This window comes from uncultured Streptococcus sp., from assembly GCF_963536705.1.
Classification (GTDB): Bacteria; Bacillota; Bacilli; order Lactobacillales; family Streptococcaceae; genus Streptococcus.
Genome location: NZ_CAUTAP010000006.1, coordinates 73,041 through 86,878, shown reverse-complemented (window position 1 = coordinate 86,878; position 13,838 = coordinate 73,041). Strand labels below are relative to the sequence as shown.

The following is a 13,838-nucleotide window of genomic DNA, read 5'->3' as shown; positions in this document are numbered from 1 at the left end:
CTTTACGATTGTGTAAAGGTGTGTTGACAATCTTGTAAATAGGTTAATTTGAGCTTAACTCTTTTGTTGATTTAGTGAGTTTGATTTTGACTGTTTGAGATTTACCATCTCGATAATAAGTAATCTCTACCTCATCTCCAATGCTATGCTTGTAGAGAGCAGACTGAAGGTCACTAGTGGATTCCACATCTGTGTTATCTACTTTTGTAATGACATCATTTTTTTGAAGTTTGCCATCAGCAGGCATCCCTTGCTGAACAGAGCGAACAAGAATACCTGATTTCACTGAAGAAGGAAGATTTAATTTAGAAAAATCAGAAGTTGTCAGATTAGATAAATCCATCATTTGAATTCCTAAAGCAGGACGTGTGACTGTTCCATTTTTTTCAAGTTGATTGATAATATTTACGACATCATTAGACGGAATCGCAAATCCCATCCCTTCAACAGAGGTTTGCCCATTTGTTGAAATCTTACTTGAAGTAATCCCAATAACTTGTCCTTGGATGTTAATCAACGGGCCGCCAGAGTTACCAGGATTGATTGCAGCATCTGTTTGCAATGCAGTTGTTGAAATATTTTCACCATTTTCAGATTGTAACGTAACGTTTCTGCCTAAACTAGAAATAATTCCTTGTGTTACAGAGTTAGCGTATTCTGTTCCAAGAGGGCTTCCGATGGCGATTGCTGTTTCACCAACTGTCAGAGAACCAGAATCTCCAAATTCTGCGACATCAGTTACTTTTTCAGAGCTAATTTTAACAACAGAGATATCTGAATAAACATCTGATCCAACTACTTCACCTGGAACCTTGTTTCCATCAGCTAGCAAGATATCTACATTGGTTGATCCGTTAAGAACGTGGGTGTTGGTTACCAGATAGGCTGATTTTCCGTCTTTTTTATAAATTACGCCAGAACCTTCACTGGAGATTTGTGATTCATCGTTGGAAGATTCATCATTGATAACGCTGCTAGAAGATTCAGCATAAGTAATTACTGAAACAACCGCATTTTGAACCTTTTTCACAGCTTCTGAAATGTCTGTAGAGTTTTTATATGAATTAGATACACTAGTTGGTGAATTTCCATTCATTTTTACACGTGAAGTTACTAATGTAGTAACATAATTCCCTAAACTTCCGCCGATAAAACCTACAATTAACACTGCAAAAAGCAATAAAGCCTTTTTGATGGCATTTGAAGAGTTTTTCATGTTTTCCTCCTTGAATTACAATTGATGAAATTATAGTTAGCTAAACTTAATTATAACTTAAATCCTCTAAGTTTTCCACACCTTGTGGAAAACTTAGAAAAACTGTTGATAGGCATTAGAAAATACACAGATTAACCGATTCCCAGATAAATTTTACTTGTTAATAAAGTGTGAAGTATAGATGAATATGATAGAATAAACTTATGAAAATAAAACTTGTAACAGTTGGAAAACTGAAAGAAAAATATTTAAAGGATGGAATTGCTGAATACATGAAGCGTCTCAATCGATTCTGCAAGGTGGAAATGATTGAGCTAGCGGATGAAAAAACACCTGATAAAGCTAGTGATTTAGAAAATCAGCAGATTCTTGAAAAAGAAGGAAATAAAATTCTGGCTAAAATCAATGAGCGTGAATTTGTTATTGCTTTGGCAATTGAAGGAAAGCAATTTCCGTCAGAAAAGTTTAGTCAGCTCATGATGGATACTACAGTGCATGGCTTTTCTGATATCACTTTTGTTATTGGCGGAAGTTTAGGTTTATCTCCTGCAGTAAAAAAACGGGCAAATCTTCTGATGAGTTTTGGCAAATTAACGCTACCTCATCAACTGATGCGCCTTGTTTTAATAGAGCAAATCTATCGAGCTTTTATGATTCAGCAGGGGAGTCCTTATCATAAGTAATCTTGACGGCAATCCTATTTTCTGATAGAATGAGATAGTATTGGTCTCATAGCTCAGCTGGATAGAGCATTCGCCTTCTAAGCGAACGGTCGCAGGTTCGAATCCTGCTGAGATCAGAAAGGTAAAAAAATGCGAAGTATTTTACAATATTTCGTGTTTTTTTCTTCTATTTTTTTGGTATAATGTCATTTTGGGGATAAAAAATGACATTTCAGGGAAAATTGTCACTAACTCTTTCTATTTTTCTATAATGATAAATGTAAGGTGACTTACAAGATAAAAAGATAGGAGATATTTATGAAAATCTATTCTTTTCAAATTGCTGCAAATAGCAATTCACTTGTTCAAACCTTTTGGGATATAAGAGGTATTCCAAATCCATGGGATTGGATTTTTGGAAGATAAGAATTTTAAAGTTTAGGGGAGAAATTTATGTCACTTGAAATAATAGGATTAATTGTTCATCCTTTTATTAATGTAGCTGCATTTTTAGTGATTTTATCAAAAATCACTAAAATTAAGCATACTTACTTTTTTGTAGGTGTTTGCTTTGGTCTTGAGATTATAATTCCGTTTATAATTGCTTTTTTAGGGCATGTGTTTTCATTTGAAATCTCATTTCCATCATATGCACTGTCATTTTTTCTCCCTCTATTTATAGTTTGGTATTTTTGTAGAGTTGAAAAAATTAAAAAATATCAATCTTTCTTACTTTCCTTCTTTTTATGTCTGTCAATTGATAGTTCTACTACTTTCTTTTCAGTTATTATTTCATCTGTTTTAGGAGATGATTTTGTAGCTCAGTACATGGGCTTGTTTCTGACATGTATCAACTTAATATCCTTGTTCTTTATGGTAAAGGTTATTGATATTTTTGATTTCAGAATAGATTATCTTAAAAGAAGTTTCTTTAAATCTCAGATCCTGATGATTAGTAGTTTATATGCAATGAATTGGCTGATTTTAAATCTCTCTCACTGGATTAGTAATATAAAGCATTTCAACAGTTTTAGCAGTATGATTGCTACTATTTGTTTCTTGGCCTTTCTTTCTACCTTGGTGACATTCAAGGACAGCCGTGAGAAATACGAAAAAGAAGAGCGTTTGCATCAAAAAGAGTCTGAACAGCTTCGACTTCAGGAATATACTGATGAAATTGTGAGATTGTACTATGAAATCAAAGGATTCCGTCATGATTATGCTAGCATGTTGACAAGTATGCAAGTGGCTATTCAAACTGGAGATATCAAGGAAATTGAGCATATTTATCAAGAGGTCTTGGCTGATGCAAATTTGAACCTGCGTTCAGATAAATATACAGTTTTTGATTTGAATAATGTAGGAGATTCAGCTTTAAGAAGTGTCATGACTGAGACAATCTTTCTAGCGCGTGAACATCAGATTCAGCTGACTTTTGAAGTTAAGGATAAAGTAGAACGCCTTCCAATCAAGTTGTTAGATCTTGTGAGAATTTCTAGTATTTTATTAAATAATGCTATTGAGAGTGCTATTGACAGCCTGGAAAAAATTGTCCATGTTTCTCTGGTTCAACTGGATGATAGAACCATTTTTGTTGTTCAAAATTCTCGTAAAGAAGGAAAATTGGATTTGGAAGAACTCTATCAGCCAGAATTTTCAACTAAAGGAGAAAATAGAGGCTACGGATTAAATAACATCAAGGAAATTTTAGATAGGTATGAATTTATCACCCTTGATACACAAATCGAGCCAAGAAATTTTACACAGATTTTAACAATTAGGAGATAGAATTTATGAAAGTGTTAGTTTTAGAGGATACCGTATCTCATCAAGTTAGGATGGAAACGACATTAGCAGAAATTGCTGAGGAACTTGGAATTGACATCCAGGTTCAGGTTACAGGAAAAATCAAGGAATTCAAAAAATATATTGAAAATGGAGATGTTAACCAGCTTTATTTTTTGGATATTGACATTAAGGGGGAGGAAACAAAAGGGCTGGAAGTAGCTCAATTTATCCGTCATCATAATCCTTATGCCATTATAGTTTTTGTAACCTCAAAATCTGAATTTGCCACTATGACTTTTAAATATAAAGTATCAGCACTTGATTTTATCGATAAAGATATCAACAATGATGCTTTTAAAAATAGAATCAAAGACAGTATTCTTTACACTAAGAGTACACTAATTGAAAATACCAATATGGTAGATTATTTTGAATATAGTTATCGTGGCAATGATGTTCGAATGCCTTATAACGATATTTTGTATATCGAAACGACAGGGAGCTCTCATAAACTTCGGATTGTCGGTAAAAATTTTCTCAAGGAGTTTTATGGAACGATAACAGATATTCAAGAAAAAGATCAGCAATCTAAACGATTTTTTTCACCCCATAAATCTTATCTGGTTAATATTGGCAACATTGTTGATTATGACAAGAAAAATCGAGAAATTATTTTTTACGAAAATCATCGCTGTCCGGTTACTCGTTTAAGAGTGAAATATCTGAAAGATATTTTTGAAAATAAAGGGAAAAGAGTTGACAAAGCTTAAAAACCTGATATAATGGAATATGTTCTGAAAGAGAGCATACCATATGGTCCGTTGGTCAAGGGGTTAAGACACCGCCTTTTCACGGCGGTAACACGGGTTCGAATCCCGTACGGACTATATTATCCGGCATAGCTCAGTTGGTAGTAGCGCATGACTGTTAATCATGATGTCGTAGGTTCGAGTCCTACTGCCGGAGCTAGAGACACTCCTAGTGGGTGTTTTTTTATTGTTCAAGAAAAGGCCTTCACTAGCATTTTAATGAAGAGCCTTATTTTTTATATATTTACATTCTATGTCGTTTCCTACGTAGAAAATTATAGCAAACAAATAAGATTATGCCAGATATGAAGGCAATGCCACCTTCTTTCAGTCCATTAGGAATGAAAGTGAGGACAACTTTTCCTTCTCCTTTTTTCACATCTAATTTCATAAAACCGTTTTGAGCTCGTTTTAGTGTGACAGGCTTCCCATTAAGAGTGGCTGACCATCCCTTATCATAAGGAATGGTAAAGAATAATGAAGTATCCTTTTCCGCTCTATAATTTGTTTTTACTGTGTTTAAATCAGTAGTTGTGGAAACGGGCTGCTCTTTTAATTTTTGAATGACATTTTGATATTGCTCAGTATTAACGGCAAAAAATTCTGGCGTATCAAATGAAACTGTCGAATTGTCTGGGAATGTAAAGCGAATAGACACTGTCTGACTTTGACTGAAATAGCCAGCATTAAAGAAAGGAAAGACATTATTAGTTGTATAACGTTCTGTAAAGTTATTGACAGTAATGTCAACATCTGTCTGATCATCATTACTAAAATCAATCCCAGCAATATTAACATATAGTTGACTGTTAGCAGGTACATTGACAGTATAGACTACACTAGCAAAGCTTGTATTATGCTCTCTGTCAACATCCACAGTCACTCTGTTACCAATTTGCTTGACATTTTCATTAGTAGTTATAGCATCTACTTTATCATAATATTTAAAATCAAAGCCAGTTAATTGATTCAAAAATTCTGTCTGATTATCTAAAGTCAAATTTGTAAACTTGACATCATGGTAAACATCATTGGTCAGAAAAGCTAAACCAAGAGCAGCATCATTTTGGTAGAGAGACATTTCTTTTTCAGTTTTCTCAGGAAGAAAACCAAATTTTTGAGGATCTGTTTCAGATAGATTGTAGCGAACACCAAAAATACTGTCCATCAAAATACTATTGTTTTGATAACGGAGATTCAGATTTGTTCCTGCTGATTTAAAACCAAGTTTATCTAAAGTAGAACTTGCCTGAGTATTTCGAACAGATGAGAACTGGGAAATTCCATTGTAGTTGAATTTCATACTGTCATTGCCCGTTTGTGGATTCAATCTTTCTGTTCTAAAAAAGTTAATATTGTCCTTTTTGGAATAATTGACAAGCTTGTCAATCTCGTCAAGGTGACTGGCATAAGATGAACGAGTGGCAAATACCCATTCTTTAGCAATTCCTCCAACTTGATAATAGGAATTAAGCGACAATTCAAAAGTAACAAAGAAGAGCAAGACAGGGAGAATGATTTTTGGTTGAATAGAAGATTTTGCTAAGACAAAATTAATCAAGAGATAAGCAAGCAGGAATTCTAATGTTAGAATATAGTTTTCAGGACCCAAAAAGTCATAATGTTTTCTCTGAATAAAAGTAAGAATGAATCCGAGGCTGAGCAAAGTGAAACTAATGGCAACATTCATCAATTTCACGTCTTTCCAACGATTTAAAGTCTCAGCAGCCATATAGATAACTACCAGAGAAAATAGCCAAGAATAACGGTGAAGAAACATGTTCGGTGCATGCATTCCCTGCCAAAGTAAGTCTAAATATTGAAGATAAAAACTAGCTATGAAAACTGCAATGAGTAAAAAGTAGCAAAGTTTCACGTGAAACTTAATAGATTTTAATGTGAAAAATAAGATAGCCAGAATCAAGGGGAAGGTGCCGACATAAATCATAGGGATAGAACCATACTTGGTTGTATCAAAACTGCCAATAAAATTTTTAGCAAACACATCTAAGAACCAACTTTTTTCTGTCAATAATGACGAAACTTTTGTTAAGGTTTCACCATGAGTGCTTATGTCCAAGTATGTTGGTAGAATCATGATTAGGCTAGTCAGACCTGCTAAAGCAGATACGACTGTAAAGTCAAATAAACTTTTAATTCTATTTTTGAAATCCCAAGATAATTGAAGAAGGTACCAAAAGACCAAAAAGATCGCCATCATATATCCAAAATAATAATTTTGGATGAAGAGAATTGACAATGTTGTAAAGTATAGTACTCTGCCTTTTCCAGTTATCAACCTATGTAAACCTAGGACTATCAAAGGTGCAAGGATAAACACATCTAGCCAGGTTTTAATTTCCAATTGACTGACTGAAAAACTCATTAAAGAAAATGAAGTTGAAAGAGTGATGATGAGTAAAGTTGGAATCTTTTTAAATATTCCTTTGATATTGATAAAGGTAGAAAGTCCAATTAATCCAAACTTGATTAAGGTAAATAGATAGACGGCATCTGGCATTGATTTCAAATCAAAGAAATAAACCAAGGGAGATAAGAAGCTACCTAAATAATAACTGGATAAAGCATAGAAATTCTGACCAAGTCCACTAGAGAAAGTATAGAAAATACTATCTGTGCCATGGAGGATATTTCTTAGGTTAGTATCAAAAATGACATACTGATGAAAACCATCACCAAGCAAGGGAGACGTTTCGCTATTCCAGTAAATTCCGTACATCAAGTAGACAAAGAACATGATGAAAAATGGAAGAAAGAAGGCACAAAAATAAGGCCAATTTTTTTTAAAATATTCTTTAATGTGATTCATATTTCTTATATAGAAAGAGGCAGAAACGTTGTTTCATGCCTCTGTAAAGCTTTGTAAACGTAAATTGACAAGGAATTAATCTTTCCAAAGTTCCTTGACTTTTGCCTGAACTTCTTGATTTTCCAAGAATTCATCATAGGTTTCGTCAATGCGGTCAATGACACCATTTTTAGACAGGACAATGATATGGTTGGCCAAGGTTTGAATAAATTCATGGTCGTGACTGGCAAAAATAATAGATCCTTTGAAGTTTTTTAAGCCATCATTTAAGCTGGAGATTGATTCCAAATCTAAGTGATTAGTTGGATCGTCCAAGACTAAAACGTTGGATTTAAGCAACATTAACTTAGATAGCATAACCCGAACTTTTTCTCCTCCTGACAAGACATTGACAGACTTGTTAACCTCATCTCCAGAGAAAAGCATGCGTCCAAGGAAACCTCGGAGGAAGGTGTTGTCATCCTCTTCTTTGCTAGCAAATTGACGCAGCCAGTCAAGGATTGATTCACCACTAGCGAAGTCCCGAGAATTATCTTTTGGCAGATAAGATTGACTGGTTGTGACACCCCACTTGATAGTTCCTTCATACTCAATATCACCCATCAAAGCACGAATCAAAGCTGTTGTTTGGATGTCGTTTTGGCCAATCAAAGCTGTTTTATCGCCAGGACGTAAAATGAAGTTGATATTATCAAGAATAGTTTCTCCGTCTATCTTGACAGAAAGGTTTTCCACTGTCAAGAGATCATTACCAATTTCACGTTCTGCTTTGAAGCTAATAAATGGGTATTTACGGCTAGATGGAACAATTTCTTCTAACTCAATCTTGTCAAGCATCTTTTTACGGGAAGTTGCTTGTTTTGATTTTGAAGCATTGGCAGAAAAGCGAGCAACAAACTCTTGAAGTTGCTTGATTTTTTCTTCTGCTTTGGCATTTCGGTCAGCTAGAAGCTTAGCCGCTAGTTCACTTGATTCTTTCCAGAAATCATAGTTTCCGACATAGAGCTTGATTTTTCCAAAGTCAAGGTCGGCCATATGAGTACAGACTTTATTCAAAAAGTGACGGTCGTGAGATACAACAATAACTGTATTGTCAAAATCGATAAGAAAGTCTTCCAACCAAGTAATAGACTGAATATCCAAACCGTTAGTTGGCTCGTCCAGAAGTAAGACATCAGGTTTACCAAAAAGGGCTTTAGCTAAGAGTACTTTAACCTTGTCTCCGTTAGAGAGCTCACTCATATTTTGGTAGTGAAGATCTTCTGGAATATTGAGATTTTGCAATAATTGAGAGGCTTCACTTTCAGCTTCCCAGCCACCTAGTTCAGCAAACTCACCCTCAAGCTCGGCCGCACGTACACCATCTTCATCAGAAAAATCAGGCTTCATATAAATAGCATCTTTTTCTTTCATGATGTTGTAGAGATGTTCATTTCCCATGATTACAACATCAATAGCCCGTTCTTCTTCATAGTCAAAGTGGTTCTGGCGAAGGACTGAAAGACGTTCATTTGGTCCTAGAGAAATGTGGCCTGTTGTTGGCTCGATATCACCAGCTAAAATTTTTAAAAAGGTTGATTTTCCAGCGCCGTTAGCTCCAATCAATCCATAAGTATTTCCTTCTGTAAATTTGATGTTGACTTCATCAAACAATTTTCGGTCACTGAAACGCAGTGATACATCTGATACTGTAAGCAATGTCTTTCTCCTATATATATAATCTTCTTCATTTTACTAGAAAACAGAACTTTTTTCAAATAATTCTGAGATAAAAAGAAAAAATCAAAGCAGAAAGAAAAAAGGAGAATAGAATGAACTAAGACTTTTAGGTTTTACAGCCAGAATAGTTTGTCAATTAAGTTTACAAATGTTGTAAAGGCTTGTCAATAAAGTTGTAAAAACTGGATTTTTTGCTTTTTTCTAGAAACTTCTTTCTCATTTTCATTGAAAATGATATAATGAACTCATTATAAATTGAGGAGTAATAAATGACTAAACCAATTATTTTAACAGGAGATCGTCCGACAGGAAAATTGCATATTGGTCATTATGTAGGAAGTTTACGGAACCGTGTGCTTTTGCAGGATCAAGGTAAATATGAGATGTTCGTATTTTTGGCTGATCAGCAAGCTTTGACAGATCATGCAAAGGACCCCCAAACAATTGTTGAGTCCATTGGTAATGTAGCTTTAGATTATCTAGCGGCTGGATTGGATCCTGAAAAGGTGACTATTTTTATTCAAAGTCAGATTCCTGAGTTGGCAGAGTTGTCAATGTATTACATGAATTTGGTGTCATTGGCTCGTCTTGAGCGTAATCCTACTGTCAAGACTGAGATTGCGCAAAAAGGATTTGGTGAAAGTTTGCCGACTGGGTTTTTAGTTTATCCTATTTCTCAGGCAGCAGATATCACTGCTTTTAAAGCTAATTATGTACCAGTAGGACATGATCAAAAGCCTATGATTGAGCAGACTCGGGAGATTGTTCGTTCTTTTAACAACGCTTACCAGACAGATGTTTTGGTAGAACCGGAAGGAATTTATCCTGAAAATGAAGCAGCTGGACGTTTGCCTGGTTTGGATGGCAATGCTAAGATGTCTAAATCTCTCAATAACGGTATTTATCTGGCAGATGATATGGATATTCTGCAAAAGAAAGTTATGAGCATGTATACAGATCCTAATCATATCAGAGTGGAAGATCCTGGAAAAGTTGAGGGAAATATGGTCTTTCACTATCTGGATGTTTTTGGCCGCCCAGAAGATGCTGCTGATATTGCTGCAATGAAAGAGCATTATCAAAGAGGTGGTCTGGGAGATGTCAAAACCAAACGCTATCTGTTAGAAATTTTAGAGCGAGAGTTGGGTCCGATTCGTGAGCGTCGTGTGGAGTTTGCTAAAGATATGGGACAGGTCTATCAGATGCTGCAAGAAGGATGTGATAAGGCTCGTCAAACTGCCGCTCAGACTCTTTCAGAAGTGAAGTCTGCGATGGGGATTAATTATTTTAAATAACGAACATTATTGATTGTAAATCACAAAAACTATCGTTTTTAGTTTTAAAAATGATGGTTTTTATTTTTTGTATAATAATGATTGACAATTTCCTATAGAATGGTATGATATTAACAACAAAAAAACCAGCTCTTATTCAAAGAAAACTGAACTTCAATTTTCTTTGGGTATTAGTTCAAATAAGAAGGAAAAGAGGAAACTGTGGATGTCTAACTGGGACACTAAATTTTTGAAAAAAGGTTTTACCTTTGATGATGTGCTTCTGATTCCAGCTGAAAGCCATGTACTGCCCAATGATGCTGATTTGAGTACCAAGCTTGCTGAGAATTTGACCTTGAATATCCCAATCATTACTGCCGCTATGGACACTGTTACAGAGAGTCAGATGGCTATCGCTATTGCCCGTGCTGGCGGTCTTGGAGTTATCCACAAAAATATGTCTATTGAGCAACAGGCCGATGAAGTTCGAAAGGTTAAACGTTCTGAGAATGGCGTTATTATTGATCCTTTTTTCCTAACGCCAGAGCATACGATTGCTGAAGCAGATGAGCTAATGGGACGTTACCGCATCAGTGGTGTTCCTGTTGTAGAAACTCTTGAAAATCGTAAGTTAGTAGGGATTCTAACTAATCGTGATTTGCGTTTTATTTCTGACTATGACCAACCTATTTCTCGCCATATGACCAGTGAGAATCTTGTAACGGCGCCTGTTGGAACAGATTTAGGAACTGCAGAGCGCATTTTGCAGGAGCACCGGATTGAAAAGTTGCCTTTGGTTGATGATAAGGGCTGCCTTTCAGGTTTGATTACCATTAAAGATATTGAAAAGGTTATTGAGTTTCCAAATGCTGCTAAAGATGAGTTTGGCCGTCTCTTGGTAGCTGGTGCTGTTGGTGTTACTTCAGATACTTTTGAACGTGCGGAAGCTCTCTTTGAAGCTGGTGCAGATGCGATTGTTATTGATACTGCTCATGGCCACTCAGCTGGAGTTTTGCGCAAGATTGCTGAGATTCGTGCTCATTTCCCTGATCGCACCTTGATTGCTGGAAATATTGCAACTGCTGAGGGTGCACGCGCTCTTTATGAAGCAGGCGTGGATGTTGTTAAGGTCGGAATTGGCCCAGGTTCTATCTGTACAACCCGTGTCATTGCTGGTGTTGGTGTTCCTCAAGTAACTGCTATTTATGATGCAGCTGCTGTGGCGCGTGAATATGGAAAAACCATCATTGCTGATGGTGGGATTAAATATTCTGGAGACATTGTTAAGGCCTTGGCTGCAGGTGGAAATGCTGTTATGCTGGGTTCAATGTTTGCAGGAACAGACGAAGCACCAGGCGAGACAGAAATCTTCCAAGGTCGGAAATTTAAGACTTATCGTGGTATGGGCTCTATTGCCGCTATGAAGAAGGGCTCTAGTGACCGTTACTTCCAAGGGTCTGTTAATGAAGCTAATAAACTAGTTCCAGAAGGAATTGAAGGCCGTGTGGCGTACAAGGGAGCTGCTGCAGATATTGTCTTCCAGATGCTGGGTGGTATCCGCTCTGGAATGGGCTATGTTGGTGCTGCAAATCTGCAAGAACTTCACGATAATGCTCAGTTTATTGAGATGAGTGGCGCTGGATTAAAGGAAAGCCACCCTCATGATGTGCAAATTACTAATGAAGCCCCTAACTATTCAGTTCAATAAAAAAATAAAACGAGGTCGGGAATTTTTCCTAACCTCGTTTTAAATTTACGATTTAAATTGACATATATTTACAATTCAAAAGGCTATAATAGCTGTTCTAATAACAATTCGATATAATTCGTTTACATTATAAGCAATATTATGTAAATTAAATTTACAAAAACGTAAATCTCATGTAATGCTAGGATTGAGATACAATTTGGCCTTGCTGGATGGTGAAAATTTTTATATCTTGTGGAAGGTTCTTTAAATGTTCTAAAGTTGTTGTTGTGATGAAAGTTTGGATATCCTGAGAGATAGTTTCTAATAATTTCAGTTGACGGCTATTGTCAAGTTCGCTCATTACATCGTCAAGCAACAAAATAGGGGTCTCCTTTGTAATGCTTTCTATTAACTTGATTTCGGCTAGTTTCAGAGATAAAACAAGACTGCGATGCTGACCTTGACTACCAAAGTTGGCATCCATTTGATTGATAAAAAAAGCAATATCATCACGATGGGGACCAACGCCTGTATTTTTTTTGAATAGGTCGCGTTTACGACTGCTTATTAGGGAAGAGCGGTAAGTTTCTTCTAAAGTGTCAATTTGGTGTAAAGGAATAGATGACAGATACTTGACAGTCAATTCTTCCAAATTTTGAGAGATGTCCCAGTGCTTGTCTTGGGCAAAGCTTTCTAATTTTTGCAAAAAATCCAACCGATGCCTGATTACACGACAGCCATAGTCAACCAGCTGCTCATCAAGGACAGTCAAGAAGGTTTCATCAACTTTGTCATTAGCTTTCAGATAGGCATTGCGTTGTTTAAGGACATGATTATAATTGAATAAATCTGACAGATAGACAGGCTTGATTTGTCCAAGTTCCATGTCTATAAATTTACGGCGTAGACTGGGAGAACCTTTAATCAACTGTAAATCTTCAGGAGCAAAAAGAACAACATTCATAGTTCCAATATAGTCTGATAATTTACTTTGTTTCAAGTGATTGACTTTTGTGATGCGACCTTTTGGTGTCAAGTTAATGTCAAGGGGAACTTTACCAGTCTTTTTTTCTAATATGCCAGAGACAAGGAGATCATTTTCTGTAAAATGAATCAGATCCTTATCTGAGCGTGTACGGTGGCTTCTTGTCAAGGCTAGGAAATAAACAGCTTCTAAAATATTGGTTTTACCTTGTGCGTTCTGGCCTAGAAAGACATTTAAACCAGGATGGAAGTCAATATCAGCTTCCTGATAATTTCGGAAATGCTTGATTTTTAATGATTGCAGCCACATGATTAGATACCAGGGAAGCGAACAGGGCTTTTAGTAGTTTTCTGCTTTTTAGGTAACCCTGTATTCTTACGCTTTTCTTTTTTAGAAGTCTGCGATTTTTTTAAATCCTTGTTCATGGCTTTGACAAGTTCAGCAACTCGTTTTTTTTCTGCGATTTCTTTTTGGTGTTGCAGAATTTCTTCTTGACTAGGAGCTGTCAGATTAATTTCAATTCCTTGCTCGGGAAGGGAAATCCTGTCATTGACACGGAGTTTTTTTCCCCGGCGGTTTTCTGGCTCACCGTTAAAAAGGACTGGATATTCACTTAGAAATGTTTTAATTGCTCCGCCGCTTTGGATAATTCCTGTTTCTTTTAAAAGTGCTTGTAGCGTGATGTAGTCATCAAATAATTTATATTCCATATTTCACCTCAACCCTGTCATTATACCATATTTGTTAGTAAAAAGTGCTGAGGTGCTTTGTATAAAATCGGAAATTTTCTCCTATTATCAGAAAACGTTTTAATCAGCAAAAAGCTTGGTGGAACAAACAAATCAGAGGCATTTCATGATATAAT

Annotated in this window: 11 protein-coding genes and 3 tRNA genes; 9 read left to right on the top strand and 5 right to left on the bottom strand. The window is 36.0% G+C overall.

The features are described 5' to 3' along the window. Positions 1-43 precede the first annotated feature (43 nt). Positions 44-1,216 carry a S1C family serine protease gene (locus RWX26_RS05255; protein WP_004190460.1) on the bottom strand — a complete coding sequence of 391 codons (1,173 nt, stop codon included), beginning with the start codon at positions 1,214-1,216 and terminating at the stop codon, positions 44-46. A gap of 203 nt (positions 1,217-1,419) precedes the next feature. On the opposite strand from RWX26_RS05255, the gene rlmH reads away from it, so the two are divergent. From rlmH to RWX26_RS05220, 7 genes are all read left to right on the top strand, one after another. Further along, positions 1,420-1,899, top strand: coding sequence for a 23S rRNA (pseudouridine(1915)-N(3))-methyltransferase RlmH (gene rlmH / locus RWX26_RS05250; RefSeq protein ID WP_002920030.1), 480 nt, complete (start codon positions 1,420-1,422; stop codon positions 1,897-1,899). Positions 1,900-1,941: 42 nt separating this feature from the next. Further along, positions 1,942-2,015: transfer RNA gene (locus RWX26_RS05245), tRNA-Arg, on the top strand. Positions 2,016-2,196: 181 nt separating this feature from the next. Further along, positions 2,197-2,304: a hypothetical protein gene (locus RWX26_RS05240; protein ID WP_032909851.1), complete on the top strand. Its 108-nt coding sequence runs from the start codon at positions 2,197-2,199 to the stop codon at positions 2,302-2,304. A 27-nt stretch (positions 2,305-2,331) separates the two neighbouring features. Next, positions 2,332-3,666 (top strand): competence system sensor histidine kinase ComD, encoded by a 1,335-nt coding sequence (gene comD / locus RWX26_RS05235; protein ID WP_314579868.1) that lies wholly within the window; start codon positions 2,332-2,334, stop codon positions 3,664-3,666. A gap of 5 nt (positions 3,667-3,671) precedes the next feature. Then, positions 3,672-4,436 carry a competence system response regulator transcription factor ComE gene (gene comE, locus RWX26_RS05230; RefSeq protein ID WP_002899424.1) on the top strand — a complete coding sequence of 255 codons (765 nt, stop codon included), beginning with the start codon at positions 3,672-3,674 and terminating at the stop codon, positions 4,434-4,436. Positions 4,437-4,481: 45 nt separating this feature from the next. Further along, positions 4,482-4,553, top strand: a tRNA-Glu gene (locus RWX26_RS05225). 5 nt (positions 4,554-4,558) lie between these two features. After that, positions 4,559-4,632 (top strand) — tRNA-Asn (locus RWX26_RS05220). An 87-nt stretch (positions 4,633-4,719) separates the two neighbouring features. Here the strand turns inward: RWX26_RS05220 and RWX26_RS05215 are convergent. After that, positions 4,720-7,305, bottom strand: a complete 2,586-nt coding sequence (locus RWX26_RS05215; RefSeq protein ID WP_314579864.1) for a YfhO family protein — start codon at positions 7,303-7,305, stop codon at positions 4,720-4,722. A gap of 75 nt (positions 7,306-7,380) precedes the next feature. Continuing rightward, on the bottom strand, positions 7,381-9,003 hold the full coding sequence (locus RWX26_RS05210; protein ID WP_314579861.1) for an ATP-binding cassette domain-containing protein: 1,623 nt from the start codon (positions 9,001-9,003) through the stop codon (positions 7,381-7,383). Between the two features lie 290 nt (positions 9,004-9,293). Between RWX26_RS05210 and trpS the strand changes: the two genes are divergently transcribed. Both trpS and guaB read left to right on the top strand, forming a co-directional pair. Beyond that, the gene (trpS, locus tag RWX26_RS05205; RefSeq protein WP_314579860.1) at positions 9,294-10,319 is read left to right on the top strand and encodes a tryptophan--tRNA ligase; all 1,026 of its coding nucleotides are present in this window, start codon (positions 9,294-9,296) and stop codon (positions 10,317-10,319) included. Positions 10,320-10,524: 205 nt separating this feature from the next. Next, positions 10,525-12,006 (top strand): IMP dehydrogenase, encoded by a 1,482-nt coding sequence (gene guaB / locus RWX26_RS05200; protein ID WP_002910933.1) that lies wholly within the window; start codon positions 10,525-10,527, stop codon positions 12,004-12,006. Between the two features lie 181 nt (positions 12,007-12,187). On the opposite strand, the gene recF is transcribed toward guaB, so the two are convergent. Together recF and yaaA are read right to left on the bottom strand one after the other, a co-directional pair. Next, positions 12,188-13,282, bottom strand: a complete 1,095-nt coding sequence (recF, locus tag RWX26_RS05195) for a DNA replication/repair protein RecF (protein WP_314579856.1) — start codon at positions 13,280-13,282, stop codon at positions 12,188-12,190. Between the two features lie 2 nt (positions 13,283-13,284). Beyond that, on the bottom strand, positions 13,285-13,683 hold the full coding sequence (yaaA, locus tag RWX26_RS05190; protein ID WP_223312487.1) for a S4 domain-containing protein YaaA: 399 nt from the start codon (positions 13,681-13,683) through the stop codon (positions 13,285-13,287). Positions 13,684-13,838 lie beyond the last annotated feature (155 nt).